General features: G+C 66.3%; 26 protein-coding genes. 11 read left to right on the top strand and 15 right to left on the bottom strand.

The features are described 5' to 3' along the window. Nucleotides 1-1,239: a 5-(carboxyamino)imidazole ribonucleotide synthase gene (locus tag WFK36_RS14925; protein WP_336792632.1), complete on the top strand. Its 1,239-nt coding sequence runs from the start codon at nt 1-3 to the stop codon at nt 1,237-1,239. A gap of 101 nt (nt 1,240-1,340) precedes the next feature. Next, nucleotides 1,341-1,847: a 5-(carboxyamino)imidazole ribonucleotide mutase gene (gene purE, locus WFK36_RS14920; protein WP_336792631.1), complete on the top strand. Its 507-nt coding sequence runs from the start codon at nt 1,341-1,343 to the stop codon at nt 1,845-1,847. 2 nt (nt 1,848-1,849) lie between these two features. Here purE and WFK36_RS14915 read toward each other — a convergent pair whose 3' ends face one another. Genes WFK36_RS14915 through WFK36_RS14895 form a run of 5 tightly spaced genes read right to left on the bottom strand, consistent with a single transcriptional unit; the run spans nt 1,850 to nt 5,879 of the window. Then, nucleotides 1,850-2,908 carry a hypothetical protein gene (locus WFK36_RS14915; protein WP_008379794.1) on the bottom strand — a complete coding sequence of 353 codons (1,059 nt, stop codon included), beginning with the start codon at nt 2,906-2,908 and terminating at the stop codon, nt 1,850-1,852. Between the two features lie 55 nt (nt 2,909-2,963). Continuing rightward, nucleotides 2,964-3,998, bottom strand: a complete 1,035-nt coding sequence (locus WFK36_RS14910; RefSeq protein WP_336793073.1) for a nitronate monooxygenase — start codon at nt 3,996-3,998, stop codon at nt 2,964-2,966. A 2-nt stretch (nt 3,999-4,000) separates the two neighbouring features. Next, nucleotides 4,001-4,696, bottom strand: a complete 696-nt coding sequence (locus WFK36_RS14905; protein WP_336792630.1) for a GNAT family N-acetyltransferase — start codon at nt 4,694-4,696, stop codon at nt 4,001-4,003. Beyond that, nucleotides 4,693-5,511: a dienelactone hydrolase family protein gene (locus WFK36_RS14900; RefSeq protein ID WP_336792629.1), complete on the bottom strand. Its 819-nt coding sequence runs from the start codon at nt 5,509-5,511 to the stop codon at nt 4,693-4,695. Before WFK36_RS14900 ends, WFK36_RS14905 begins: the two co-directional genes overlap by 4 nt. After that, the gene (locus tag WFK36_RS14895) at nt 5,511-5,879 is read right to left on the bottom strand and encodes a nitroreductase family deazaflavin-dependent oxidoreductase (protein ID WP_336792627.1); all 369 of its coding nucleotides are present in this window, start codon (nt 5,877-5,879) and stop codon (nt 5,511-5,513) included. Before WFK36_RS14895 ends, WFK36_RS14900 begins: the two co-directional genes overlap by 1 nt. 44 nt (nt 5,880-5,923) lie before the next feature. Between WFK36_RS14895 and WFK36_RS14890 the strand changes: the two genes are divergently transcribed. Together WFK36_RS14890 and WFK36_RS14885 are read left to right on the top strand one after the other, a co-directional pair. Then, nucleotides 5,924-6,610 carry a TetR/AcrR family transcriptional regulator gene (locus WFK36_RS14890; protein WP_336792625.1) on the top strand — a complete coding sequence of 229 codons (687 nt, stop codon included), beginning with the start codon at nt 5,924-5,926 and terminating at the stop codon, nt 6,608-6,610. A gap of 66 nt (nt 6,611-6,676) precedes the next feature. Continuing rightward, the gene (locus WFK36_RS14885; protein ID WP_008379787.1) at nt 6,677-7,846 is read left to right on the top strand and encodes an acyl-CoA dehydrogenase; all 1,170 of its coding nucleotides are present in this window, start codon (nt 6,677-6,679) and stop codon (nt 7,844-7,846) included. Between the two features lie 313 nt (nt 7,847-8,159). On the opposite strand, the gene WFK36_RS14880 is transcribed toward WFK36_RS14885, so the two are convergent. From WFK36_RS14880 to WFK36_RS14865, 4 genes are all read right to left on the bottom strand, one after another. Beyond that, nucleotides 8,160-10,406 carry a GGDEF domain-containing protein gene (locus tag WFK36_RS14880; RefSeq protein ID WP_336792624.1) on the bottom strand — a complete coding sequence of 749 codons (2,247 nt, stop codon included), beginning with the start codon at nt 10,404-10,406 and terminating at the stop codon, nt 8,160-8,162. Nucleotides 10,407-10,588: 182 nt separating this feature from the next. Then, nucleotides 10,589-11,539 carry an LLM class F420-dependent oxidoreductase gene (locus WFK36_RS14875; RefSeq protein ID WP_336792623.1) on the bottom strand — a complete coding sequence of 317 codons (951 nt, stop codon included), beginning with the start codon at nt 11,537-11,539 and terminating at the stop codon, nt 10,589-10,591. 25 nt (nt 11,540-11,564) lie between these two features. Then, entirely contained in the window at nt 11,565-12,251 is a 687-nt protein-coding gene (locus WFK36_RS14870) for a TIGR03089 family protein (RefSeq protein WP_336792621.1), read from the bottom strand. 23 nt (nt 12,252-12,274) lie between these two features. Next, a complete protein-coding gene (locus WFK36_RS14865) occupies nt 12,275-14,041 on the bottom strand; it encodes an LCP family protein (protein WP_336792620.1) in 1,767 nt (588 codons plus the stop codon). A gap of 135 nt (nt 14,042-14,176) precedes the next feature. On the opposite strand from WFK36_RS14865, the gene rfbD reads away from it, so the two are divergent. From rfbD to manB, 3 genes are read left to right on the top strand one after another with little or no spacing between them, the layout of a single operon-like run. Further along, the gene (rfbD, locus tag WFK36_RS14860) at nt 14,177-15,085 is read left to right on the top strand and encodes a dTDP-4-dehydrorhamnose reductase (RefSeq protein ID WP_336792619.1); all 909 of its coding nucleotides are present in this window, start codon (nt 14,177-14,179) and stop codon (nt 15,083-15,085) included. 9 nt (nt 15,086-15,094) lie between these two features. Then, complete coding sequence (locus WFK36_RS14855) at nt 15,095-15,982, top strand: glycosyltransferase family 2 protein (RefSeq protein ID WP_336792618.1); 888 nt, start codon at nt 15,095-15,097, stop codon at nt 15,980-15,982. 37 nt (nt 15,983-16,019) lie between these two features. Continuing rightward, on the top strand, nt 16,020-17,093 hold the full coding sequence (gene manB, locus WFK36_RS14850) for a mannose-1-phosphate guanylyltransferase (protein ID WP_008381235.1): 1,074 nt from the start codon (nt 16,020-16,022) through the stop codon (nt 17,091-17,093). A 28-nt stretch (nt 17,094-17,121) separates the two neighbouring features. Here the strand turns inward: manB and WFK36_RS14845 are convergent, their stop codons facing one another. Further along, complete coding sequence (locus WFK36_RS14845; protein WP_008381236.1) at nt 17,122-17,772, bottom strand: O-methyltransferase; 651 nt, start codon at nt 17,770-17,772, stop codon at nt 17,122-17,124. A 225-nt stretch (nt 17,773-17,997) separates the two neighbouring features. Between WFK36_RS14845 and sigE the strand changes: the two genes are divergently transcribed. The 4 genes from sigE to tatB are packed head-to-tail and all read left to right on the top strand — an operon-like array spanning nt 17,998 to nt 20,973. After that, on the top strand, nt 17,998-18,621 hold the full coding sequence (gene sigE, locus WFK36_RS14840) for an RNA polymerase sigma factor SigE (RefSeq protein WP_419717498.1): 624 nt from the start codon (nt 17,998-18,000) through the stop codon (nt 18,619-18,621). Then, a complete protein-coding gene (locus tag WFK36_RS14835) occupies nt 18,611-19,057 on the top strand; it encodes an anti-sigma factor family protein (protein ID WP_336792614.1) in 447 nt (148 codons plus the stop codon). Before sigE ends, WFK36_RS14835 begins: the two co-directional genes overlap by 11 nt. Nucleotides 19,058-19,060: 3 nt before the next feature. Continuing rightward, a complete protein-coding gene (locus WFK36_RS14830) occupies nt 19,061-20,476 on the top strand; it encodes a S1C family serine protease (RefSeq protein ID WP_336792613.1) in 1,416 nt (471 codons plus the stop codon). 20 nt (nt 20,477-20,496) lie between these two features. Further along, nucleotides 20,497-20,973 (top strand): Sec-independent protein translocase protein TatB, encoded by a 477-nt coding sequence (gene tatB, locus WFK36_RS14825; RefSeq protein ID WP_336792611.1) that lies wholly within the window; start codon nt 20,497-20,499, stop codon nt 20,971-20,973. A gap of 1 nt (nt 20,974) precedes the next feature. On the opposite strand, the gene WFK36_RS22780 is transcribed toward tatB, so the two are convergent. The 5 genes from WFK36_RS22780 to WFK36_RS14805 form a co-directional block, all read right to left on the bottom strand. After that, nucleotides 20,975-21,589, bottom strand: coding sequence for a DUF3558 family protein (locus tag WFK36_RS22780; protein ID WP_419717497.1), 615 nt, complete (start codon nt 21,587-21,589; stop codon nt 20,975-20,977). Next, on the bottom strand, nt 21,586-21,897 hold the full coding sequence (locus tag WFK36_RS14820; protein WP_008381249.1) for a hypothetical protein: 312 nt from the start codon (nt 21,895-21,897) through the stop codon (nt 21,586-21,588). The genes WFK36_RS22780 and WFK36_RS14820 overlap by 4 nt, the downstream gene beginning before the upstream one ends. Nucleotides 21,898-21,980: 83 nt before the next feature. Further along, entirely contained in the window at nt 21,981-22,535 is a 555-nt protein-coding gene (locus WFK36_RS14815) for a hypothetical protein (protein WP_336792609.1), read from the bottom strand. A gap of 249 nt (nt 22,536-22,784) precedes the next feature. After that, on the bottom strand, nt 22,785-23,927 hold the full coding sequence (locus tag WFK36_RS14810; protein WP_008381251.1) for an Mrp/NBP35 family ATP-binding protein: 1,143 nt from the start codon (nt 23,925-23,927) through the stop codon (nt 22,785-22,787). A gap of 43 nt (nt 23,928-23,970) precedes the next feature. Further along, on the bottom strand, nt 23,971-25,848 hold the full coding sequence (locus tag WFK36_RS14805; RefSeq protein WP_336792607.1) for an ABC transporter ATP-binding protein: 1,878 nt from the start codon (nt 25,846-25,848) through the stop codon (nt 23,971-23,973). Nucleotides 25,849-25,870 lie beyond the last annotated feature (22 nt).

The raw sequence follows: 25,870 nt of genomic DNA, 5'->3' as shown, positions 1-25,870 counted from the left end.
ATGGACGCCGTGAGTTCTGTACCGCGTCGAGGAGAATCCGGCATGCCGACCGTCACGATGATCGGCGGTGGTCAGCTGGCCCGCATGACCCACCAGTCAGCGATCGAACTGGGGCAGTGCCTGCGCGTTCTCGCAGCGTCGCCCAGCGACCCGGCGGCTCAGGTGAGCGCCGACGTCGTGCTCGGGTCGCACGACGAACTGGACGATCTGCGCACGGCGGCCGAGGGCGCGGTCGCATTGACGTTCGATCATGAGGGTGTGCCTCTCGAACACCTTCGTGCCCTGGAAGCCGAAGGTGTCGCGGTACGTCCGCCGTCGAAGGCCCTGCAGTTCGCGCAGGACAAGTTGGACATGCGTAATCGTCTGTTCGCGCTCGGCCTGCCGGTTCCGGCGTTCGCTGATCTGTCCGGTGACGTCGCCGCTGCCCGATCTGCACTCATCGAGTTCGGTGCGGCGAACCGCTGGGCGATCGTGATCAAGGCAGTTCGCGGTGGTTACGACGGCCGCGGGGTCTGGCTCGTCGACGGCGAGGCGGAAGCTCTCGCGGTGTTCGACGCGCAGGCCGGCGGCGACACCGTCCTGATGGCGGAGCAGAAGGTGACGATGCGCCGCGAACTGTCGGCGATGATCGCGCGGTCGCCGTACGGACAGGGCGCGGCGTGGCCCGTCGTCGAGACCGTTCAGCGCAACGGCCAGTGCGCGGTCGTCCTCGCGCCCGCGCCGGACCTCGACCCGGAAGTCGCGGAGAAGGCACAGCAGATGGCGTTGCGGCTCGCCGACGAACTCGGTCTGGTCGGCGCGATGGCGATGGAGCTCTTCGAGACGCTGGACGGTGAACTCGTTGTCAACGAGCTCGCGATGCGTCCGCACAACAGCGGCCACTGGACGATGGACGGAGCAGTGACCTCGCAGTTCGAGCAGCATCTGCGTGCCGTCCTCGACTACCCGCTCGGCGACACGTCGGCGCGCTCGGACGTCACGGTGATGGCGAACGTCCTCGGAGCCCCGGAGACCCCGGAGATGTCGGTCGACGAACGTCTCCACCATCTGTTCGCGCGCATGCCCGATGCGAAGGTCCACATGTACGGCAAGGGTGAGCGCCCCGACCGGAAGGTCGGTCACATCAACGTCGTCGGACGGGCCGGGGAGAGCGTCGAGACCGTACGTGAGCGTGCCGAGCGTGCCGCTCACTGGATGAGCCACGCGGTCTGGACCGATGGCTGGAACCCACACGACTGAACGTCTTCGCATTACCGTCACGTACTACGGGCGGGACCCCTCGATATCAGCCGGATCGGGGTCAGATTTACGACACATCCTGAACTGAACGGAGAATCGACATGAGTGCAGGACCCCGCGTGGGCTTGATCATGGGCAGCGACTCGGACTGGCCGACGATGGAAGCGGCCGCTGAAGCACTCGCTGAGTTCGGCGTCCCTTTTGAGGTCGGCGTCGTGTCGGCGCATCGCACGCCGCAGCGCATGCTCGACTACGCGAAGGATGCGGCCGGACGCGGAATCTCCGTGATCATCGCCGGTGCGGGCGGGGCGGCGCACCTGCCGGGGATGGTGGCGTCGGCTACGCCGCTGCCCGTGATCGGTGTCCCGGTGCCGCTCAAGTACCTCGACGGCATGGACTCACTGCTGTCGATCGTCCAGATGCCCGCGGGTGTCCCGGTCGCCACCGTCTCCATCGGTGGCGCCCGCAACGCAGGTCTGCTCGCCGTCCGAATCCTCGGCGCCTCCGATCCGTCGCTGCAGACGGCGATGACGTCGTTCCAGGCGGGACTCGAGCAGATGGTGCTGGAGAAAGACGAGAACCTGCGCCGCACCCTTCTCGACGACTGAGGTCAGGCAGTCCGACGTCGGCGTCGAACGACGACCCAGGTGACGACGCCGACCAGAAGGAGCCCGAGAGCGGTCGATGCGCCCGCGACGATCCCGCGGCCGATGCGATTCGCGTGGTCGAACAGGTAGGCGGGTTGCTGCGACTCGTCGGACATCAACGATTCGTCGGCGGATGAGAGATTGTTCGACACGAGTGACAGGGCGCCCTTGAGCTGCGTGATTCCCGACGACAGCGAATCCGCAGCCTTCTCGGTGTCGCCCTTGGCCGACGCGAGCTTGTTCAGTCCGTCTTTGAGTTCGGTCGCGGCGGTTCGCGCTTGAGCGAGTGCACCGTCGATCTCACGTGCGGCCGGACCCGCAGCGGCTGTTGTCCGATCGAGTTCGCCTCGGAGGGCGCCGAGATTCCCGAGTGAGGCCGAGATGTCGCGGCTCGCGGCCTGCAGTGACTTCAGTTGGGCGATGGTCTTGTCGGCGCCGGGCACGTCGCTGCGGGAGAGTCCGTCGATGATCGGTGTGACGAGGTCGTCGACGTCTTTCGCCGAGGATGCGAGTTTCTGCGCTTCGCCGAGTCCGCTCGACACGCTCGACCCGAGTTCGGTGATCTGCGCCGCTGCGGCCTGCAGATCGGGGGCTTGGGCCAACCCTGCGGCCATCTGATCGGCAGCGGACGCCGCGGTGGTGATCGACGCGAACGTCGGCTCGATGCTCGAGACCACCTTGTCGATGCCCGCGGTCCCGCTGGAGACTGCAGTGGACAGCATGTCGATCATCATCTTTGCCGACGACACCGACTCCTGCGCGGACTCGACATCGTCCGGGCTCAGATTCACGGCAGGCGGACGCACCGCGGGCGCCGTGTTGAGGAAGACGAATCCGCCTGCGACCACTCCGGTGAGGAGGACGGCCGCGCACGCGATCACCGGTGCGATGACACGCGCGGCGATTCTCCGTGAGTGCACAGTCCCGTCGGTGGGCTCATCGGCCGACACGCGCTCGGCGGTGTCGATCTCGTCCGGCTCGTCGTCGATGATGGCGTGGCGTGGTGGCTGCGTCAGCGTCATCGGTGTCCCCTTCGGTGTCAGTGAGGTCCGTCATGTCGGCAGACCTCGGCCGAGGCTACTGACCGAACCTGTCCGGAGCCTGAGGGATGAGCCCGCTGATCACCTCGGCGACGGACACGGCGCGGGCCTCGCGGAATCCGGAACCCGCCCACAGGTTGATCACGTCGGCATCGGTCGACGACTGCTTTCGAATGCCGCCCGTAAGGGTGTTTACCTGCGGATAGGCCAGTGGTGCGTGGCCGTCGTTGCTGCGGATGAAGTTGTTCTCCAAGCCGCGTGCCAGCCGCCCGGAGTAGGCGCGGGTGGTGACAGTCCGAGTGAATCGAGGGTCGACGAGGGCGTCCTTGTGAGCCTGCCGTGTGCCCGCTTCGGGTGTCCGAAGGAGCAGGGTCCCGATCTGTGCGGCGACGCCCCCTGCACCGAGGATCGCCTCGACGTCGCACGACGTGGAGACTCCGCCTGCGCCGACCACGGGGAGTCCGAGTGGCGCGACGGCCCGGACGAGGTCGAGAGTCTCGACCTGCGGGTCGGCGTCGTGGATCCGGAACATCGCGCGGTGGCCGCCCGCGGCGAAACCCTGCGCGCACAGCGAGTCCACGCCGTGATCCACCGCTATCCGAGCTTCGTCGACGCTGGTCACGGTGGACGAGACGGCGATTCCCGCATCGTGCAGCCGACCGACTGTGCTCCGGTCGGGCAGTCCGAACGTGAACGACACGACGGGCACCCTTTCGGCGATCAGTACGTCGACCTTGGCGTCGAACGCGTCGTCGGTGAACGGCACGGACTCGGGCAGAACGACGCCCGCGCGCTCGGCGAGGGGTGCGAGGCGTTCCCGGTATGCGGCGAACTCCTCCTCGTCCACATCGACCTGCTCGGGGACGAACAGATTGACGCCGAACGGCTGATCGGTGAGTTCGCGGATCGCGCGGACATCGGCGCGCAGGGCGTCGGGCGAGAGATACGCGCCTCCGTGGAACCCGAAACCGCCTGCGTCCGACACTGCAGCGGTCAGGGCGGGCGTGCTGGTGCCGCCGGCCATCGGGGCGCCGACGACGGGCACGCGGAGGTCGCGGGTGAAGCTGTACACGGTCACTCTCCTGTCACTCGAACGATCTCCAGGTCGACTTCGCTGCGCAGGACGAAGCCCATCGACTCGTACAGTCGCGTCGCGGGATTGTCAGCGGTGGTGTGCAGGAATGGTCGATCGCCCTCGTCGACGATGACGTGTGCAACGGCTGCGACCAGTCGACGCGCGAGACCTCGTCCGCGGGCATCGGGATGGGTGCAGACTGCGCTGATCTCGCTCCATCCAGGTAGATGGAGACGTTGGCCGGCCATCGCCATGAGACGTCCGTCGGTGTCTCGCCAGCCGAGATACGTGCCCATCTCGATGGTTCTCGGCAGGAACGGACCGGGCTTGGTGAGTTCGACGAGCGCGGTCATCTCGGGGACGTCGGACGGTCCGAGAACGACCAGCTCGGGGTCGTGTGCCGGTGTGACGTTCGATCCGTCGTATTGGACGAGATCGAACGTCTCCACAAGATGCAGACCGTGAGTTGGAAGCGGGGCACGGCGGTCACGCAGCGACGCGGTCCTGCCCACTCCGGTCAGGGCTGCCATGTCGGTGTAGTCCTGGTCCGTCATCTCGCGGGGATGCCCGTAGAACACGGAGACGTCGCGTTCGAAGGTCGAGATCCTCCCGCGACTTCGTGCGAAGTGGCTCTGGCGACCACGGAGTGCCTCGGTGAACGGATCGTCGAGGACGCTAGCGTCGAGCGACGTCATGCGACTGCGAGTTTCCGCTGGAAGAACGCGATGATCTGATCGAGGGTGTCGCGGGTCGGCTCACCCGGCTTGTCCACCAGGTGTTCGGTCACGACGGAATGCGGTGGGATGAGTGCATCGGGGTTGGCCGCCGAGTCGGGAAGCTCAACACCGATGAAGGCGTCGCCGAGTTGTTCTCGAAGGAACGCGAACCGGTCGCCCGGGACGAGCTTGTCGCCGGTGAACCGTGCGCCCATCACCTCGAGACCTTCCTTGGCGCACCGATCACGGACGCACGCGAGGTCGCCCGGGGAGATGTCGATGTTCTTGCGGCGGCTCGGGGAGATGCCGAGCGGAAGTGAGGGCTGTGACAGGACGGGCGCCAGCATCCGCTCGTCGACGGCCATGCTGAGGGCGAAACCGCCGCTGACGCACATTCCGATCGCTCCGACGCCGGGGCCTCCGCAGTCGTCGTGCGCGACTCGCGCCAGTGCTCGCAGCCAGGTGACCACCCGCGAGCTGCGGCCGGTGGCGAAGATCGTGAACTCACGGCTCACGCAGACCTTTGTCAGGGTGCCGACTGAGGTCGCGAGTGACGGGCCGATGCCGCGGACGCCGTCGGGCATCGTGCCGACGCCGTCGATGCCGAACAACGACGGCATGAACACGGTGAACCCCGCGTCCACCACACGTTGGGCGAACTCGACGACTTTCGGCGTCACACCGGGAACTTCGGGGATGACGATGACCGCCGGGCCTGATCCGCTGCGGTAGTAGTGATGAGTGATGCCGTCGTTCGTGAACTCGTGGCGTGTGAAAGCGTCGAGAACGCCCATCAGGCGATGCGTCCGTACAGGACCGAATCGGCGACCATGGCCGGGATTCGGGCGGACTTGACGACGTCGGGGGAGTCGGAGGGCAGGACGCGTGCGCCCGCGACATCGAGTCGTTCCCCGCCTCGGACGAGGGTGAAGCGACCGGCGGCGAGCACATTCCGCACCCAATCCGCGTCAGTGCCGTAGGGGAGGACGATGCTGATCCGATCGTCGTCGACGAATGCCAGCACCGGGGTCGAATACGACTTGTTCGACTTCCGTCCCACATGCTCGACGACGGCCCACGGGGCGATACGCCCAGCCCAGAGGCCTTGAATCGGATTGGTGACGACCTTGTTCGCGTGCGCCACTGCGCGGGGAATCTTCACCCCACCAGCTTGCCTCATCGATGAGGGGTTCCGATACTGGACGCATGAGCGCAGACGCCGCGGACGGCGATCCGGTCGGCTTCCGCATGCAGGTGGTCGCCGAATCGATCCGCCTGTTCGCCGAGCACGGGTACGAGGCGACTCCGGTCGACGCTGTCGCGGCGGCGGCGGGAGTGTCGCGCCGGACGTTGTTCCGACAGTTCAGGTCGAAAGAGGATCTGATCTTCGCCGACCACGAAGAGTTGCTGGCCAGGGTCGCTTCGCGCCTCGAGACGAACGCCGACGACCCGTGGTGGGCCGTATGCGCCGCCGCGGAAGAGGTCTTCGCCCATTTCGCCGATCACCGGGACTTGGCTGTCGGGCGGTATCGGGTCGTCGCGCAAGTACCCGCCCTGCGTGACCGTGAACTCGTCACCACGTACCGCTACCAGCGGTTGTTCGAGGATTCGCTGCGCCGGCGCATGCCCGACGTCCCACGGGTGCGGGTGGTGGCCTACGCGGCCGCGGTGACCGGTGCGCACAACCATCTGCTTCGGCAGATGGTGCGTGGGGACTCGGCGGCGACGGCGGCCGTGCTCCATGACGAACTCCGCCGGATCCACGCGACCACACAACCTCGTGAGCGCGCAGAGGCCACAGCCGTCACAGTCGTCACGCATGGTGCCGATCTCAGTGCGGATGAGATAGCCGACATCGTTCGGAAACGATTGACGTGGCACGCAGTGCCGTGATGAACTCAACCAGAACCAAAACGAAGGCACTCGGTGACACTGGGTGTCAGCAAAGGAGTCACCACGATGGGCAAGTTCGGCAATCCCGATTTTGATCTGTTCCAGCTGCCGGAGGAGCACGAGGCGCTCCGTGAGGCCATTCGTGCGCTGAGCGAGAAGGAGATCGCCCCCTACGCCAAGGAGGTCGACGAGAAGGCTCGCTTCCCCGAAGAGGCTCGTGCAGCCCTCGTCGCCAATGGTTTCAACGCCGTGCACGTGCCGGAGCAGTTCGAGGGTCAGGGCGCCGACTCGCTTGCCGCCTGCATCGTCATCGAAGAGGTCGCACGCGTCGACGTCTCCGCGTCGCTGATTCCGGCTGTCAACAAGCTCGGCACCATGGGCCTGATCCTGTCGGGCTCCGACGAACTCAAGGCCAAGGTCCTGCCGTCGATCGCGTCCGGTGAAGCGATGGCGTCGTACGCGCTGTCTGAGCGGGAGGCGGGTTCCGACGCCGCGGCGATGAAGACCCGCGCGCGCAAGGACGGCAACACCTGGGTCATCAACGGCTCCAAGTGCTGGATCACCAACGGCGGCCAGTCGTCGTGGTACACGGTCATGGCAGTGACCGACCCCGACAAGGGTGCCAACGGCATCTCGGCGTTCATGGTCCACAAGGACGACGAGGGCTTCACCGTCGGCCCTCTCGAGCACAAGCTCGGCATCAAGGGCAGCCCCACCGCCGAACTGTACTTCGAGAACTGCACCATCCCCGAGGACCGCATCATCGGCGACGAGGGCACCGGATTCAAGACCGCGCTCGCGACCCTCGACCACACCCGCCCGACCATCGGCGCACAGGCCGTCGGCGTCGCTCAGGGCGCCCTCGACGCCGCCATCGCGTACGTCAAGGAGCGCAAGCAGTTCGGCAAGACCATCAGCCAGTTCCAGGGCGTCGAGTTCATGATCGCCGACATGGCGATGAAGGTCGAAGCCGCTCGCCTCATGGTCTACGCGGCCGCATCCCGTGCAGAGCGTGGCGCCGGACCCCTCGGGTTCATCTCGTCCGCGTCCAAGTGCATGGCGTCCGACGTGGCAATGGAGGTCACCACCGACGCTGTCCAGCTGTTCGGCGGCGCCGGCTACACCACCGACTTCCCAGTGGAGCGCATGATGCGTGACGCCAAGATCACCCAGATCTACGAAGGCACCAACCAGGTCCAGCGCATGGTCATGGCGCGCGCCCTTCTCCGCGGCTGATCTCCGCTGCTCCCTGAGCGCCGCTTTCCGCTGCTCCGTGAGCGCCGCTTTCCGCTGGTTGGTGAGCGCCGCTTTCCGCTGCTCCGTGAGCGCCGCTTTCCGCTGGTTGGTGAGCGCCGCTTTCCGCTGCTCCGTGAGCGAGTGCCTTCCTCTGCTCCTTGAGCGAGCGCAGCGAGTCGAAAGGTCTTGCACGCGAGGGCCTTTCGACTAGCAAGCTCGCTCAAGGAGCTGGGGTGTCGTGCTTGCTCGGGGTGCGGGGAGTCGCGCTCGCTCAAGGGGCAGCGGCTGCGTCGCTCAAGGGTGGGAAGACCGGTCACACGCACTGGTCGGACGTCTCGGACAGGCCTGACCTGTCGACGACGAGACGATTCCGGCCGGTGCGTTTTGCGTTGTAGAGGGCCGCGTCGGCGCGAGCCATCACTGCGTTCAGATCGTCGTCCTGGCAGACCACAGCCAGTCCTGCCGAAACAGTCACCGGCCGACCAGGGTCGGCCGATTCGATGCCTGCGGCATCGACGACATCGACCATCATCTGTGCGGCCGCCTCGGCGTCGGTGATCGTTCCGGTGGTGATCAGTGCAGCGAACTCTTCTCCTCCCAATCGGTACAACGTCGCAGTCTCCGGTCCGTTGGCGGTGCCCACAGTGGCGGCGATCCGCTGAAGGCAGCGGTCGCCCGCCGGGTGCCCGTAGGCGTCGTTGTACTGCTTCAAATGGTCGACGTCGAGCATCACTGCGGCGACGAGGGCGTCAGGGAACTCGCGCAGGAGTGTTTCCACGTCCTCGGTGAACTGGCGTCGGTTGGGCAGCCCTGTCACCGCGTCGACCCGAGCCGCGACTCGAAGCTCGTGCGATCTCCGCCAGTTGCGGTAGGCGACGGACTGAAGGCGGTAGGCGGCTTGAATCACGACCGCGACCATGCTCGACGCCGCGAGAAGCGTCAGAATGCGTTCGCCGTTGATGCCGAACGTCACCACTTCGGCAATGGCGACCAGGGAGGAGAGCCCGGCCATGGCCGGGAGCATCCATCGAAACCGGATCTGCACAACGCCGAGGCTGAGGATCACCGAGATCGGCATCAGCACGGTGATGAGGTCGTCCATCCCGGGCATCGGAAGCACCCGCACCGTGGTCTGCAACGCCACGAAGGCGATCACACAGCACACGTGAACCGCACCGGACCGAGGGCGGAGTGCGGGTACTGTCGCCCACCCGACAGCGATGAGAGCGAGCGGGATCAGTCCAGCTGCGATGAACCATCGGCTCACGGTGAGGCTGTCGTCAGGCATCGGGAGCGCATGCCCGGCAGCGGCGAGCACCACAAGATCGATCACCAACGCGCCCGCCATGATGACGCGTCGTGCGCGGTGCCCCGATGCGTCGAAGTCGGCAAGGAACGCGGCGTCGTGCTCTCCGAGAGATGTCTCGATGCTCGACGGCCGGAGCTCCCGGAAACGCCTGTCGTCGACCGCGTCCCGCCGTCGTGAGACCGGCCCCCTTGTGGGCGACTCGGCGGTCACCAGCCGATCGCGTCCCGCTCGCTTGGCTTCGTAGAGAGCCTTGTCGGCCGCACGGAGAGCGACGTCGGCATCGCGCCCGGGTTCGTCGGAGGTCGGCGGCGCGAACCAGACGACGCCGGCCGACATCGTCACTCCAGCGTCGGCCCGACCCGATGGCAATTCGAGTGCGCCGATCCCGCTCCGGAGCCGCTCGGCGTCCTCGATCACCCCCGATCGACCCGAGCCAGACCACACCACGGCGAACTCCTCGCCCGACAACCGTGCTGCGAACACGCGTTCATCGGTGATCGAGCCGGTCAGGAACCGTCCAATCGTCCGGAGCGTGTCGTCGCCCGCGGCGTGTCCGAGTGCGTCGTTGAGGACTTTGAAGTCGTCGACGTCGAGAACCGCGAGAGCGACGGGGGAGTCCTCGGCCAGTGCCGCGGCTATTCGGGCGTCGAACGCCCGCCGATTGGCCAGGCCCGTCAGCGCATCCGTCATCGAGAGTTCATCGAGTCGACGCTCGCGTTCCCACGTGAGCCGCGTCTGCTGCTCGTGGAACCGCGCAGAGATCAACGGGACCACGATGATGGCGCCGCTGGTCATGAGATCGAACAGACCCGGTCCGCTGCTCGGAACGGCGATCAGTTCGATGCCGGCGATCATGGCGAAGCCTGCGAGCATCGCGGGTACCAGGATCACGTAGCGAATGTGGACGATGAGCAGGCTGGCGAGAAATGCAACCGGCACGATGATCGGCAGAACGTCACGGCCGTCGTTCACTGCGACTGCCCGAATGACCATCAGCCACACGACGTCGATGTACACGGATGTGATGAAGAGCGCCGTCGACCATGTCGGAACTGCCCACCGAAAGCAACTGGCCAGTCTGAGTGCGTTGGCGAGCCCGAAACCGATCATCACTGACGGCCACGAGTTGACCATCGGCGCCGGGTCCTCGAACAACAACCGTTCGAACACGTACAGCCCGCCGACGGCGCCGAACATGATGATCGCGATCTCGGCCTTGTACCAGCGTCCGGCGTCGACGTATGCGGACATGAACTCGTCCGAACGGGGATTCACAGCACGGCGCAGCATGACGAACGTGGACTTTCTGGAGGGAGGGAGTCGCGGTTCGTACGGGGCCGATCCGCTGCCACAGTCTACGAGCCGTGCAGTGGCTCCCGCCCGGGGAGTCTCAGCTTCGTGCCACCGGTCGAATCGGCGCAGAAGCGCAGCCGTCAGTTCACAATCGGCGAGAGCGTTTCGCCGAGCAGGCCTACACGTCCCGGAATGTGGCCGTTCGCCATCAGGTTCACCGAGAAGCCGTCGACGCCGGACTCCTTCAATGCTTCGAATCGTGCGCGGACCTCGTCGGGATCGCCGACGATCATGCCCGCGCGGCGTGGAGCCGCCTGCGGAGTCCGTGCGATGAAGGCGTCGGCCTCGGCGACCGCCTCGTCGTGCGTCGGTGCGATGCAGGCGTAGGTCTGCAGGCTGACGGTGATCTCCGAGCGATCGCGCCCGAGTCGCTCGCAGTGCTCGTCGAGCGCTGTGAGTTTGCGTCCGATGTCCTCCGGGGCGCAGATCAGATTCGACTCGTCGGCGTACTGGGCGACCATCCGCAACGTCTTGCGTTCGCCGCCGCCGCCGATCATCACCGGGATCCGCGACAGGGGAGCAGGTGAGTTGATCGCATCGCGTACCGAGTACCACTTGCCGTCGAGCGACGGACGCTCTCCGCGCAGCATGCCGAGCACGATGTGCAGCGACTCCTCGAGCCGTTCGAACCGATCCGTGAACGTGCCGAACGTGAACCCGAGCGCGTCGTGCTCCTGCTCGAACCAGCCTGCACCGATGCCGAGCTGCGCACGGCCGCCGGACACGACGTCGAGGGCGGTCACCGTCTTCGCGAGGAGCGCCGGCTCACGGTAGGTGTTACCGGTGACCAGCGCGGACAGTCGAACCTTCGAGGTGTGCTGCGCGAGCGCCGACAGCAGCGTGTAGCACTCGATCATCTCCTGGTCGGGAGTCCCGATCATCGGCAGCTGATAGAAGTGGTCCATCACGAACACGGTGTCGAAGCCTGACTCCTCTGCTTCGACGGCTTGCGCGACGATCGTCGCGAACAGCTTCTCCGCTGGGACGTCGGGGTAGGTGAAATTCGGGATCTGGTAACCGAGCAGCGTCATGCGACCACGCTACTCACTCATCGGGCTACGTGAGAGTGACGTCGGCCTTCTCGGTCGAGGCGAGGTCGGCGAGGCGCGGGTCGTCGGCGCCGCGCACCCAGACGAGCGACGCTCCGGCGAGCAGGGGAGCGGCGAAGTTCTCGACGATCCCGTCAGCGGTCGACCATGACCGTGTCGACACCACGCGTTGGCCGTCGGAGACGGTTGTCGGCGTCGACGCGACGGACGTGGTCGTCCGGTCGTCGACGGCGAGAGGACCTGCTCCGGACGGCCGGAACTGGTCGCCGTGCGTACGGACTGCGTCACCGAAGTCGTTGACCCCGATCGGCAGATCGCGGGCGCCCATCGCGAACGGATCGAGAGGTACCACGACGATCTCGTCTGCATCGTGGGCGTTCACTCCGTCGCGTGTCACGAACGCCACGAGAGGCTCGCCGTCGGCGTCCCCGACGAGGACGTGCGCGCCGGCCCACCACGCGCCGAGGAGGACCGCGGCGGTCTGCCAGTGTTCGGGGAGGTCGACGCGGACGGCGTCGCCGGGTGCCACGCCGATCTCGTCCCTCAGGTAGTTGGCGATCTTCGCCGCCCAATTGCCGAGCGTCGCGCCCGACAGCTCGGTGCGTTCGCCGGTGGCTTCGTCGTAGAAGGTGAACAGCGGTCGCGCATAGTCGGTGATGCGAGCGAGGACGAGTCCGGTGACGGTGTCGGTCATGGTGCCATCTTGGTCGACGACCGTCAGTTGACGCAGACCGGGCCGTCGGTGTCGGCCTTGATCACCGGACTGGTGGTGGTCGTCGACGATGTGGTCGGGGACGCAGACTGGTCGTCCTGCCCCTGGTCGCCGGTCTGCACAATCGATCCCGCACCGGTGTACGTGTTGGTCAGCACAGCGCGAAGCTGGTCGTCGCCGAGGGACGAGTCCTCACGGATCTCGATGTTCCCGCCGAGATCCTTGACGAGTTGCTTGGCGGCGTCGCTTTCGGTGGACTTCGCGAACACGATCGAGTCGAACTCGTTGATCGGCTTCGACGACGTCGTGCCCTTCGTGTATCCGAGCCGCGCCAGGACCCCTGCGACGTTCGACGCCAGGCCGTCGACGGTGCCCGCGTTCACCACGTCCACCTTCACGCCGTTGCGAGGGTTGGAGGGTGTCGACGGAGACGTCCTGCCGAGGAGTTTGGTGATGTACGTGTGCACAGCGTCCGGGTCGACGCCTAGGACGCTCTGGGTGCCGTCGTCGCTCCACGCTTGATCGTCGGCGATCGGGATGGTCGTGAACTTCACGTTGCCGCCGGAGAGGTCTTTCAACTGCTCGGCGAAGCTGATGATGTTCCATCCGTCGTCGATCATCACCGACCGGGACACGGCGTCCTGCAGTTCGCTGAGCTTGCCCGGGTCGGTGAGGGTCTGTGATGACAGGATCTTCTGGGCCAGCGACGCCATGTACACCTGCTGGCGAGTGATGCGGTCGAGGTCGCCGCGCGGAAGGTCGTGGCGCTGCCGGACGAAGCTGAGTGCTTCCGGACCGCTCAGCGTCTGACGCCCCTTGCGGAAGCGTGCACCCGAGAACGGTTCGTTCACTCGGTGCTTGAGGCAGACCTCGACGCCGCCGACCGCGTCGGTGAGCAGCGCGAATCCGAGCAGGCCGACCTCCGCGTAGTGATCGACGGTGACCCCGGTCAGGTTGGCGACCGAGTCGATGAGCGCCTGTCGTCCTGCCTTCGCGCCTGCGGCCTCTGCAGCCTCCTCCGAAGCGCCCGACTCCACTTCTCGGATGCGGACCTCCTCGCGGGTGGCACCGTACGCTGCGTTGATCTTGCTCTTTCCCAGACCGGGGACCTCCACGTACGAGTCACGCGGAATCGACACTGCAGTGGCGGCGGATCCGTCGGTCGGGATGCGGATCAGCAGGATGGTGTCGGTGCTCGTCGTGATGTCGCCGGCCACGCGAAGCCACTTGAGCTCCTCGTCGGAGAGTGGATTGCCTTTGGCGTCGGTGCGCGAGTCGGTGCCGACGAGGAGCACGTCGATCGCGCCGTCGTCGCCGCCTTTGCCGAGTTCGATGTCGTCCAGGAGCGTCACAGCCGAGTTCAGCGAGTTCACGCGGCTCCAGCCGAACCCCGTCACCCCCAGCACGATCACGGTGAGCAGAGCGACGAACGACCGTCCGATGTACTTGGGTTTGACCCCTGCGACCGGACGCGTGGCCCACGTCGTGACGGCCTCGCGGAAGGAGCCGGGCGGCGTCTTCTTCGGCGCAGGCCTCCGGGGACCGGATTTCTTGGGCGTGCGCCCCGCATGCTCGGCCGTCGGGCGGCGACGGGGACCAGTGTGGATCTCTTCGGACGTCCGACGACGTGTGGCGCCGGTGTCGACCGGTGCGGGCCGACGTCGTCGAGGGCGCGACTCATCGCGGGGTCGAGGGCGCGACTCGTCGCGGGGTCGGGGGCGCGCGTCGTCGCGGGACTGCGGGTCCCGGGCGTCTTCGCGTCGTTGATCCACGTGCTGAGCTGTCCCTTCGAGTCGGTGCGCCGCGTGGTCCCGCGGCTCCACTGCAGAGGATACGTGCGACCGCCGCCGGCGCCGCGGAGGCGGTCCCGGCGTGGTCGGCGTCGCGCGGCTGTGGGATACGGCACGATGGACCGCGTGAACTCGCCAGTCGTCTACGTCATCGGCGCCGCCGGGCAACTCGGTTCGGCGCTGCTCGCCTCGCCCGCGCTTCCCTCGACCGTCGAGGTGATCGGTCTGACGTCGTCTGACGTGGACCTGACATCCGATGAGTCGGTCGCCCGGGCTCTCAACGGCCTGGACAAAGGCGACGTCGTGATCAACACCGCGGCGTTCACCGACGTCGACGGCGCGGAGTCCGCCCGCGATGATGCCTTCGCGGTGAACTCCGACGGCCCGCGCAGACTTGCGGAGCGGACGGCGGCGGTCGGAGCCCGACTGGTGCACGTGTCCACCGACTACGTGTTCGGCCCCGACGTGCCGCACCGCCCGCTGACCTCAGACGACCGACATGAGAAGCCGCGCACCGTGTACGGCGCCTCGAAACTCGCCGGCGAGCTCGCGGCGGCCGCCGCCGATCCGTCGGTGATCGTCGTGCGGACCGCGTGGGTGTTCACCGGCAGACCGCCGGTCCGCGACTTCGTGACGACCATGATCGCGCTCGAAGCGCAGCGCGAAACGCTCACCGTGGTGGACGACCAGACCGGGTCGCCGACATACGCTCCCGACCTCGCCGCCGGACTGTGGGAGATCGTCGGCCGGTTGACCGACGACCCGTCGTCGATCGGCGGCGGAGTGCTGAATGCGACCAACGCGGGCCAGGGGACATGGTGTGATCTCGCCCGCGCCGTCTTCACCGCCATCGGTGCGGATCCCGAACGTGTCAGGCCCTGCACAACAGACGAATTCCCACGTCCCGCACCGCGTCCGGCGTATTCGGTGCTGTCCGGGCAGGCATGGTCGGATGCGGGTCTGACGCCGCTTCGGGAATGGCACGCCGCGCTCGCAGACGCGCTCAGCGGCGCACGATCGGGTTAGTCTGACGCGGTGACTGCTCCTTTCGGGGTGGTGACCGTGACCTATTCGTCCGGTGACTACCTCCATAACTTCCTGCGCACGCTCGCCGACGCGTCGACGCACACCGTGCCCGTCGTCATCGCCGACAACGGCTCCGACGACGGCGCACCCGAGAAGGCCGCCGCCGAGCACGACAACGTCACGCTGGTCGACAGCGGCGGCAACATCGGCTACGGCGCGGCGATGAATCGGGGTGTCGCCGAACTCGATCCCGACATCGAGTTCATCGTGATCGCGAACCCCGACGTCGAGTGGTCACCAGGTTCTCTGGACGAGCTCCTCGCCGCCGCCGCCCGTTGGCCCCGCGCCGGGAGCCTCGGCCCGTTGGTCACGGAGGTCGACGGGTCGGTGTATCCGTCGGCTCGCGCGGTGCCCGACCTGGTGTCGGGGACCGGCCACGCGATCCTGGGAACGGTCTGGAAGTCGAATCCGTGGACCAGGGCGTACCGCGACGGCGGCGTCGAGCCGGGCTCGACAACCGAGCGGCCCGTCGGTTGGCTGTCGGGCTCGTGCCTGCTCGTGCGGCGCAGCGCGTTCGAGAGCATCAACGGGTTCGACTCCCGCTATTTCATGTTCATGGAGGACGTCGACCTCGGTGATCGCCTCGGCCGTGCGGGTTGGCTCAACGTGTACGTTCCATCGGCTCGGGTTCTGCACGCGAAGAGTCACTCGGTGAGCAAGCATCCGGAGAAGATGATTCCGGCCCACCACGCCAGTGCGTACCGTTTTAACGCCGATCGGAATCCAGGCCCGCTGCGGGCGCCGCTTCGGCTTGCCCTGCGCGCCGGACTCGCCGTCCGCTCGAAGATCGCCGTCGCCGCGGCCCTCCGCGAACAACGCCGCGCAGCCAAGTCTTGATCGATCCCACCAGACATCTGATGGAAGGAACACCACTGTGACCCCGTCTGTTCAAGCCCTCGTCCTCGTCGGGGGAAAGGGCACGCGGCTGCGGCCGCTCACTCTGTCGGCGCCCAAGCCGATGCTCCCGACAGCAGGCGCGCCGTTCCTCACCCACCTGCTGTCACGGATCCGTGAGGCGGGCATCACCGACGTCGTGCTGGGAACGTCCTACCAGGCGCAGGTGTTCGCCGAGCACTACGGCGACGGTTCGTCGCTCGGCCTCAACCTCACCTACATCACCGAGGAGCAGCCGCTCGGCACGGGCGGCGGCATCCGCAACGTGTACGACGCGCTGACCGCCGACACGGTGCTGGTGTTCAACGGCGACGTCCTCGGCGGCACCGACATCCGCGACGTGGTGCAAACGCATCGGGAGTCGGCGGCCGAGGTCACGCTGCACCTGGTGCGAGTCAAGGATCCGCGCGCGTTCGGCTGCGTGCCGACCGACGCATCGGGCCGCGTGACCGCGTTCCTGGAGAAGACGCAGGACCCGCCGACCAACCAGATCAATGCAGGCACGTACGTGTTCAACCGGAGCGTCATCGGCGAGATCCCCTCCGGTCGTCCGGTGTCGGTGGAGCGGGAGGTGTTCCCGTCGCTTCTCGCGCAGGGTCGCCACATCCACGCGCACGTCGACGACGCCTACTGGCGCGATATGGGGACCCCGGAGGACTTCGTTCGCGGATCGGCGGATCTGGTGCGCGGCATCGCTCCATCACCTGCGCTGGACAAGGCTTGCGGCGAGTCGCTCGTCCTCGACGGAGCGAACGTGGGCCGGGGCGCCGTCCTGATCGGCGGAACGGTCGTCGGTCGGGGAGCGACCATCGGTGCAGGCGCTCGCCTCGACGGAGCCGTGGTGTTCGACGGTGCGAGCATCGACGCCGGAGCCGTCGTCGAGCGCAGCATCGTGGGCTTCGACGCTCGCGTCGGTGAAGGTGCTCTCGTCCGCGACACCGTCATCGGAGACCGCGCTTCGATCGGCGCACGCTGCGAACTCCTCCGCGGCGCGCGCGTGTGGCCGGAGGTCACGATCCCCGAGAACGGAATCCGCTTCTCGACCGACGTCTGACCGTCACACCGACGGCTAGGGACCGCTGTCAGCGTGCCTTGGCCGCGGCGAGCAGCCCTGACCCGACAGGAATGACGGCCGGCAGGAACCGGTCGTCGTCGGCGACGATGCTCGCCGCCTCGCGGGCGGCGAGCGTCCGCGGGTCCTTGGCGGTCGGGTCGTCGATGGTGCCACCAGCTGAGGCGTTGTTGACCACCAGCAGTCCACCCGGGCGGAGAATGCGGACCGCTTCGGTGATGAACGCCGGGTACGACAGCAGCGGGCCGTCGACGAACACCAGGTCGTAGCTGGTGTCGGCGAGCCTTGTCAGAACGTCGGACGGTGCGCCGTTGATCAGACGGGTGCGGCCGGGCGCGATGTCTGCGTCGGCGAACGATTCGCGCGCCGCTCGATGATGCTCCGATTCGGGGTCGATCGTCGTCAGGATTCCGGTCGACGGCATGCCCGCGAGCAACCACAATCCGCCGACTCCCGTCCCGGTCCCGATCTCGACGACGTGCTGAGCGCCCGCGGTGCGGGCGAGAAGTGACAGCAACGCTCCGGTCGCCGGGCTGATCGCGGTGGCGCCGAGTTCTTCTGCGCGCAGCCGCGCGCCCACAAGAGCGTCGTCTTCGATGATGGCGGCCTCGGCGTAGGAGTTCAGGCGCGCGACAGGATCGGGCGAGCTCGTGTCAGTCATGTGAATGAGGGTGCCACACCGCTTGTCGGGCACTGTCACACCACGCCGGACCAGGGAGTTCTGCTTCCTCAGGAAACGCTCAGCCGCCTCTGGGGTCGCCCACATTCCGATAGGACAGGCTCATAGCCAATGGTCCGGAATATTGATCGCCCCACCGACGTTGCAGCGTCATACGAGACGACGTCTGCCGGTGTTCCCGCGAAGAAAGGAACTGGCACCAACCCGATGAGCCTTCCCCTGAGCACTTCCACCGATTCGACGCGTGATTCATTCCGCGGCACGGCGGGATTCGATGCGACCGGCGACAAGAACTTGATGCCGTCGTGGGATGAACTCGTCACCGAGCACGCAGACCGCGTGTACCGCCTCGCGTACCGACTGTCGGGCAATCAGCACGACGCCGAAGACCTGACGCAGGAGACATTCATCCGCGTCTTCCGCTCGCTGACCAGCTACAAGGCGGGCACCTTCGAAGGGTGGCTCCACCGCATCACCACCAACCTGTTCCTGGACATGGTTCGTCGCCGCAGCAAGATCCGCATGGAGGCGCTGGAGTCGACGTACGACAAGATCCCGACCGACACGCCCGACCCGCAGCAGGCATACGCCGACGCGAATCTGGGCCCCGATCTCCAGGCCGCTCTGGACTCGCTCGCGCCCGAGTTCCGCGCGGCGATCGTCCTGTGCGACATCGAAGGATTGTCGTACGAGGAGGTCGGCGCGACGCTGGGCGTCAAGATGGGCACAGTCCGCAGTCGTATCCACCGCGGCCGCCAGGGCATCCGCGAGTTCCTCGCGGCACGCGGCCAGACTGACAGTCGCTCGGTCGCCGTCGCCAGTGAGGTCTGATCGCGTAAGCTGGGCCCGAACAGATCATCTGGGGTCGCGCGTGCGGCCACTGTCGGGAAGGGCGGCGCTCGTGGGCCTTGGTCACGCACGGCGTTCATCCAGCGATCGGTGGGCTCCGATCAGTTCGTCGATCGCCCCTAACCCGGACCACCGGCCATCATCGGAGTTCGCCTCGACTGAGCATCTCGCAGTGGAGGCCGTGGTCGCTTACGTGGACAACGAGCTGTCGCAGTCTGCGTCCAGTCGTGCCGACGCTCATCTCTCGATGTGTCCGCGATGTTCGGACGAGGTAGCGAATCAGGCTCGTGCGCGGTCGTTGCTGCGCGCGGGGAACGACGTGGCCGCACCTGCGTCCCTTCTCGGGCAGTTGTGCCAGATTCCTACACAGGAGATCGACATGCGTCGTGCAGGCCGTTTCAACCGTCGGGGCCGCTGACTCGTGACAGACCTCACACCGCAATCGCGTGACGAGGCTGTCTTCGGACGGCCGTCGGGTGTCACCGGCTCTTTCGACAAGTCCCCCGCTACGGAGCGTCCGCAACCGACGATAGCAGCGCCGGATCCAGTCCTGGGCGAGGCGTTCGGACGCCCAGACGGTGAGACGCAGACGCTCCAGCGTGATCCTCATGCGGTGCCGATCGACGAGACACCCGACGAGCCTGCCGACCCGTGGCGGGACCCGAGCGCCGGCGCGTCGTTGGAAGCTCCCGCTCTGCAGCCGGTGGCGGCGGCCGAGCCGTCGACACCCGGGCCGAAACTAGGAATCCGTGACCTGCTGTCGGGTGAGCGCGTCCACGGCTGGGCGCTGGCGACCCTTGCGATGGTCGCACTGCTGATCGGCCTCGGCGGTGGTCTCATCGGGCGGTGGACCGCTGAGGTCGTCACACCGCTGAACTCAGACTCGGTCAAGCTCAACGTCGACGATTCGTCGAACGACAACAGTGAGGGCGCGACACGCGTGTCGCGAGTCGCCGGAGCGATGGCGAAGGCAGTCGTGACGATCGAGGTGCGCACCGCGACGAGCGGCGAGACCGGATCGGGCTTCGTCCTGGACAAGTCCGGGTACATCGCGACCAACAATCACGTCATCACCAGCGCCGCCACCGATCGCAGCGCGAAGCTGGAAGTCGTGTTCTCGGACCGGACGCGCATCCCCGCTCGGCTCGTCGGGCGCGACCCGAAGACGGACCTCGCCGTGATCAAAGTCGACAACGTCCAGAACCTGACCGTCTCGACTCTCGGCGACTCGTCGAAGCTCGAGATAGGAGAGGACGTCGTCGCGTTCGGTGCGCCGCTCGGTCTGGCGAAGACGGTGACGTCCGGGATCGTGAGTGCTGTCGATCGCCCGGTTCCGCTGCGTCCTGACGCGACGTCGGACACGGACGCGGTGATCAACGCGATCCAGACCGATGCGTCGATCAACCCCGGCAACTCGGGTGGCCCACTCGTGGACTCGAAGGCGCGTGTGATCGGTGTGAACACCGCGGCGCTCGCTCCGAGCGGCACCTCGATCGGTCTGGGGTTCGCGATCCCGATCAACGAGGCCAAGCCCGTCATCGAATCGCTGATCAAGAACGGCAAGATGAATCACCCGACGATCGGCGTCTCCGCGGCGACCGTGCGCAACGACAGGGTGTTCGGTGCTGCCGTACGCGATGTCGCGCAGGGGAGCCCGGCCGCTCGTGCAGGGCTCCGCGAAGGCGACGTGATCACGAATTTCAACGGCCGCGCCATCGAAGGAGCGGACGAGTTGACGGTTGCCGTCCGTACCTCGAAGATCGATGATGCGGTGAAGTTCACCTACTGGCGTGATGGTCGGACCTTCAACGGTTCGATCACGCCGGTCAGCGACTAGAAGATGATCGGGCGTTAACGATGTTCAGCAGTATCGGTTGGGGCGAGATCGTTGTGCTCTTGGCCGCAGGCCTGATCATTCTCGGCCCGGAGCGTCTGCCCGGCGCGGTGTCGTGGACGCTGCAGTCCATCCGGAAGGTCCGTGACTACGCCACCGGAGCGTCAGGCCAGCTCCGCGACGAGATGGGCACGGACTTCGAGCAGTTCCGTGAACCGATCCAGCAGATCAACGAACTGCGCCAGATGACTCCCAAGGGCATCGTCACCAAGCACCTCCTCGGTGGGGACTCGACTGCGGTCGACGACCTCGGCCGTTCGGTCCGCGACACTCTCGACATCCAAGGAGTCGGTGCCGCTCCGGATCAGTCCATTGCAGCCCCCTCAGACTCTCCGGGCCCTGATCTGACCAAGCTCGGCTCACCTGACACCCCGTCCGGAACCTCTGGCCCATCCGCCGTGAAGCGGACCCACGACTACACCGACTGGGACGCCACGTAGATCACTCCGGCATCCGATCGATCGTCGCTTTCGTGAACGCGATCGCCCGTTCGCAGAGTTGCTCTCTGTTGAGGGGATGAGTTCCGCTATGGCTTGCGGTGGAAATAACAGTGGCCGTGCCTGACTCGACGTAGGTCGCGCAATAGCCTTCAAACGAGTAGACATGGATCCCGACTCTTCGGCTAGCAATCAATATGTCGTCGAGCCAAGAGTCCTGTGGCCCCGAGCGTCGGGCCTTTGCTGCATCGAGACCTTTGCCGTTGCCAACCGTTTGACTGATACTCGGGGGAATATCTGTGCCTGTTTCCTCGTATGTCCAGATGCAGCCGCGAAGCGTTTGACCATTTGTTTTCGCAGCGTCGCGCACGGACCTCGCGTCGATGTTTAGTCGCGATAGATCCCGGAGCTGGACCCCCGTGCATGGTTCGTATTCTGTTCCGTCGTTGGCTGTGTTCCAGCGTTGTGAGTGTTTGGTAGTGAACGGCAGTCGGACTCCTCTGTCGTCGACCTGTCGTATGCCTTGAACGGGGATTGCGGAGCCGTCGACGGAACACGACGTTAGTGCAGCCACGAGGAGTGCCAACAGGCCTGCGCAAATTCGTCGAATGAGCGTCATCGAGGTGGTGTACGGAACTGGCTTGCTGATTCAGCATCAGCGGTCGCAAGAGTGCTTTCGGCGCTGCGTGCGGTAGCCTCGAGCGTTGAAGCTTCTGCGCTGTATTCGCTTAGCCTCTGGACGCCGGCCGAAACGAGATCCCTCAGCCGGGTGTAGACCTCAGTTCCCTCTTCGCAGCCGATTCCGAAGTAGTTATGTCCGACGAGGTTGTCGAGTGCCTGGCCCAGGTTGGCGAGATCTTTCTTAGCGTCTTGGGCCACTTGAACCCGATGCTGCCATTTACTGCGTTCGTACGCGAACTTGCTCATGACGACTCCTGTCGGGCGGACCCTCTACTAGTTAGACGCACGGAACGTGGGTTCGGTTCCATGGACACGCGAGTTCGGGCGGGCTATATGCCGAGGGCCTTGGTGGTTGCGACATGGAAGTACATGGCAAGCATGCAGAGGGTTTCGCGGTTGCCGCTCGGTCCTTCTGCTGTAGTGGTCACGACTGCTGCGCTGTGTGTGAACTGAGCTGAGCAGGAACTCTCCGAACCATTATCAGAGCCGTCGGGCACGACGTCGGTCTGCTCCGGACTCGCACTGTCCGAGTCGGTGACAACCTGTTGGATGGTCACCACGTCGCGAAACTCTGGCGTGCTGTACGTCCAACGGCAACCGCGGTCGGCGGCATCGGAGGTCTCGGCGTCCTCCGCTGAGGACGGATCTATCATCAGTTCCCGGAGAGTCTCTTCCTCGAGTCCGGTGCACGGTTCAAACGTCGTTCCGTCGTTCTGGTCGTTCCAACGGCGAGGGTTCGTCACCCGGAACGGAAGTTCACGGCCGTGATCGTCGGTCTGGCGTGCCGCACCGGGAAAGAGCCATGGAACGGCCCCGCCGCCTTCGCCGCATCCAGCGACGGCAACGGCAGTCGCGACCATGAGGATGAGGACTCCTCGCTTCATGGCGCCTCCTTCAGGTTCCCAGGCGCGTTGTCCGCACCGTGAGGCCACACAAGGTTGGACGCGCGGAATCGCCATTCGGTTCCGGGACACGCCGTATGACCACAGGTTGGTCGACTCAGACCAGAGGCGTTCCAAGTCAGTGCGCAGGACGCTTCGACTCGCTTCGCTCGCTCAACGAGCAGAAAGGTCCCTGCTCAACGAGCAGTTGGGTCGCCGATTGGCGAGCAGGGAGTCTTGAGCGCCAGGCGTTCAGTGGCGGGTGGTGTCGATCCCGAGGCTCATACCTGCCAAGCCGCGGCGGCGGACGGCGAGTTTGTCCGCGATCGCGCGAAGCGCCGAACCGGAGGCCGAGTCGGGCTTGGCGAGGACGACGGGATTGCCGGCGTCGCCGCCTTCGCGGAGGTCCTGTTCGAGCGGGACCTGTCCGAGAAGCTCAACCGGGGCGCCGACCGCGCGGGTCAACCGCTCGGCGACCTGCGCGCCTCCGCCGGAACCGAACGGTTCCATACGGGACCCGTCGGGCAGTTCCATCCACGACATGTTCTCGACGACGCCCAAGACCTTCTGGCGGGTCTGGAGCGCGATCGCGCCAGCGCGCTCGGCGACTTCGGCCGCCGCCTGTTGCGGTGTGGTGACGACGAGGATCTCGGCGCCCGGAATCAGCTGCGCGATGGAGATCGCGACGTCACCGGTGCCCGGCGGGAGGTCGAGGAGGAGGACGTCGAGGTCGCCCCAGTACACGTCGGCGAGGAACTGCTGGAGCGCGCGGTGCAGCATCGGTCCGCGCCACGTGACCGGGGTGTTCCCGTCCGTGAACTGGCCGATCGAGATGAACTTCACGCCATGGCTCTGCGGCGGCATGATCATCGACTCGACCTGCGTCGGCTTGGCATCGCTGCCGAGCATGCGGGGCACGCTGTGGCCGTAGATGTCGGCGTCGAGAACTCCGACCGACAGCCCACGGTCGGCGAGTGCGGTGGCGAGGTTGACCGTCACGCTCGACTTGCCGACACCGCCCTTGCCCGACGCGATCGCGTACACGCGGGTCATGTTGCCGGGCTTGGCGAACGGGATCTCGGGCTCAGCCTTGTCGCCGCGGAGCTTCTTACGGAGCTCGGTGCGCTGTTCGTCGTCCATCACGTCGAGTTCGACGCGGACGGCGCCCACACCCGGGACGTCCGACACCGCGTTCGACACCCGATCGGAGATCTCGGTGCGCAGCGGGCAACCCGACGTCGTCAGGTAGATGCCGACGTCGACGCTACCGTCGTCGGCGATGGCGACGGATTTCACCATGCCGAGGTCCGTGATCGGTTTTCCGATCTCCGGGTCGGAGACCTTGCTGAGCGCCGAACGGACGGCTGATTCGGTTGGCGTACCGGCTGTAGTCACAACACCCACTCTAGTTCCCACTCGTGGAACCGATCAGGGCGGCTCACGCCGCGGCGAACTGGGTCCGGTACAGCTCCGCGTAGCGACCGTCAGCGGCGAGCAGCGTGGCGTGGTCGCCTCGTTCGACTATCCGTCCGCCTTCAACGACGGCGATCTCGTCCGCCGCCCGAATAGTGGACAGGCGGTGCGCGATCACGAGCGATGTGCGGCCGTGCAGGGCCTCGCTGAGGGCTTCGGCGACGGCAGCCTCCGACGTCGAGTCCAGGTGGGCGGTGGCCTCGTCGAGGATCACGACGGCAGGTTTGGCCAACAGCAGCCGAGCGATCGTCAACCGTTGGCGTTCCCCGCCTGAGAGGCGGTACCCGCGCTCGCCGACCACGGTGTCGAGGCCGTTGGGCAGCGCGCGGACCAATTCGTCGAGTCGAGCGCGGCGCAGCGCGGACCAAAGGTCGTCCTCTACCGCCTCTGGACGGGCGAGCGTGAGGTTTGCGCGCACCGTGTCGTGGAACAGGTGCCCGTCCTGGGTGACGAGCCCGACCGCTCGATGAACGGAGGCCGCAGTGAGGTCTCGGACATCGACACCGTTGAGGGTGATCGAGCCGGAGTCGACGTCGTACAACCGCGTCGCGAGAGACGCGATCGTCGACTTGCCTGCTCCGGAACTGCCGACCAACGCGACCATCGATCCCGCGCGGACGTCGAGGTCTACACCGTGCAGGACCTCCGATCCGCCACGGGGATCGAGTTGAGCGACCTCCTCGAGCGACGCCAGCGACACCTTGTCGGCAGACGGGTAGGTGAACGACACGTCGTCGAACCGAAGACTGACACCGCCGTCCGCTGCCGGAACAGGGACCGCGTCGGGACGGTCGGCGATGAGCGGCTTGAGGTCGAGGACCTCGAAGACGCGCTCGAAGCTGACCAGTGCACTCATCACCTCGACCCGCGCATTCGCCAGGGCTGTCAGCGGTGCGTACATCCGAGTCAACAGGAGCGCGAGCGACACCACGGCGCCGGCGGAAAGGTGCTGGTGCACGGCGAGCCAGCCGCCGAGGCCGTAGACCAGAGCCAACGCGAGGGCCGACACCAGCATCAACGCGGTGAAGAAGTAGGTCTGCAGCATCGCCTGTCGAACACCGATGTCGCGGACGGCGTCGGCTCGTTCAGCGAACTCGGCGGACTCGCGGTCCGGGCGGCCGAACAGTTTGACGAGCGTCGCTCCGGGGGCGGAGAAACGCTCGGTCATCTGCGTCGACATCCGTGCGTCGTACTCGGCGCTCTCGCGTGCCAGCCCGGCCATCCGGCGTCCCATGCGGCGCGCGGGTATGACGAACACCGGCAGCAGGACGAGGGAGAGCACGGTGATCTGCCAACTGATCGCGAACATCACACCGAGGGTGAGGATTAGGGTGACGAAGTTCGACACCACGCCCGACAACGTGTCGCTGAACGCCCGCTGAGCTCCGATGACGTCGTTGTTGAGGCGGCTGACCAGGGCTCCCGTCCGGGTGCGGGTGAAGAATGCGACGGGCATCTTCTGCACGTGATCGAAGACGGCTCGCCGCAGGTCGAGGATCAGGCCCTCGCCGATGTTGGCCGACAGCCACCGGGTGCCGATGCCGGTTGCGGCTTCGGTGACGGCGATGACCGCGATCATCGCCGCGAAGAAGACGATGGTTCCGGCGGCCGCGGGGTCGGCGTCAGTGATGAGGTTGACCACCCGGCCCGCGAGGAGCGGCGTCGCCACGGTGAGGAGAGCGGTGACGACGGACAAGGCGAGAAAGACGACGATGCGACGGCGGTGGGGGCGTGCGAAGTCGAGGATCCGCCGCAGTGTGGCCCGACGATCGGCCTTCGACCGTGCGTCGGGCGTGTGCATCGACTTGTACATGACGTCCCACGCCACCGATTCCATACTCATGGAACCGATCTCACTACATCAA

This window comes from Gordonia malaquae (assembly GCF_037148075.1).
Taxonomy (GTDB): Bacteria; Actinomycetota; Actinomycetes; order Mycobacteriales; family Mycobacteriaceae; genus Gordonia; species Gordonia malaquae.
Note: the sequence above shows the minus strand (reverse complement) of the source record. Positions and strands in the feature narration are given on the sequence as shown.

What these genes read in the sequence shown, in the direction of transcription:
- WFK36_RS14805 (WP_336792607.1), bottom strand. Translation starts at nt 25,848, where the DNA reads ATGAGTATGGAATCGGTGGCGTGGGACGTCATGTACAAGTCGATGCAC.
- WFK36_RS22780 (WP_419717497.1), bottom strand. Translation starts at nt 21,589, where the DNA reads ATGACGCTCATTCGACGAATTTGCGCAGGCCTGTTGGCACTCCTCGTG.
- WFK36_RS14875 (WP_336792623.1), bottom strand. Translation starts at nt 11,539, where the DNA reads ATGACGCTGCTCGGTTACCAGATCCCGAATTTCACCTACCCCGACGTC.
- WFK36_RS14880 (WP_336792624.1), bottom strand. Translation starts at nt 10,406, where the DNA reads ATGTCCGCATACGTCGACGCCGGACGCTGGTACAAGGCCGAGATCGCG.
- WFK36_RS14890 (WP_336792625.1), top strand. Translation starts at nt 5,924, where the DNA reads ATGAGCGCAGACGCCGCGGACGGCGATCCGGTCGGCTTCCGCATGCAG.
- WFK36_RS14885 (WP_008379787.1), top strand. Translation starts at nt 6,677, where the DNA reads ATGGGCAAGTTCGGCAATCCCGATTTTGATCTGTTCCAGCTGCCGGAG.
- rfbD (WP_336792619.1), top strand. Translation starts at nt 14,177, where the DNA reads ATGGACCGCGTGAACTCGCCAGTCGTCTACGTCATCGGCGCCGCCGGG.
- WFK36_RS14820 (WP_008381249.1), bottom strand. Translation starts at nt 21,897, where the DNA reads ATGAGCAAGTTCGCGTACGAACGCAGTAAATGGCAGCATCGGGTTCAA.
- purE (WP_336792631.1), top strand. Translation starts at nt 1,341, where the DNA reads ATGAGTGCAGGACCCCGCGTGGGCTTGATCATGGGCAGCGACTCGGAC.
- WFK36_RS14915 (WP_008379794.1), bottom strand. Translation starts at nt 2,908, where the DNA reads ATGACGCTGACGCAGCCACCACGCCACGCCATCATCGACGACGAGCCG.
- WFK36_RS14815 (WP_336792609.1), bottom strand. Translation starts at nt 22,535, where the DNA reads ATGAAGCGAGGAGTCCTCATCCTCATGGTCGCGACTGCCGTTGCCGTC.
- WFK36_RS14900 (WP_336792629.1), bottom strand. Translation starts at nt 5,511, where the DNA reads ATGGGCGTTCTCGACGCTTTCACACGCCACGAGTTCACGAACGACGGC.
- sigE (WP_419717498.1), top strand. Translation starts at nt 17,998, where the DNA reads ATGAGCCTTCCCCTGAGCACTTCCACCGATTCGACGCGTGATTCATTC.
- WFK36_RS14845 (WP_008381236.1), bottom strand. Translation starts at nt 17,772, where the DNA reads ATGACTGACACGAGCTCGCCCGATCCTGTCGCGCGCCTGAACTCCTAC.
- WFK36_RS14925 (WP_336792632.1), top strand. Translation starts at nt 1, where the DNA reads ATGGACGCCGTGAGTTCTGTACCGCGTCGAGGAGAATCCGGCATGCCG.
- WFK36_RS14905 (WP_336792630.1), bottom strand. Translation starts at nt 4,696, where the DNA reads ATGACGTCGCTCGACGCTAGCGTCCTCGACGATCCGTTCACCGAGGCA.
- WFK36_RS14870 (WP_336792621.1), bottom strand. Translation starts at nt 12,251, where the DNA reads ATGACCGACACCGTCACCGGACTCGTCCTCGCTCGCATCACCGACTAT.
- tatB (WP_336792611.1), top strand. Translation starts at nt 20,497, where the DNA reads ATGTTCAGCAGTATCGGTTGGGGCGAGATCGTTGTGCTCTTGGCCGCA.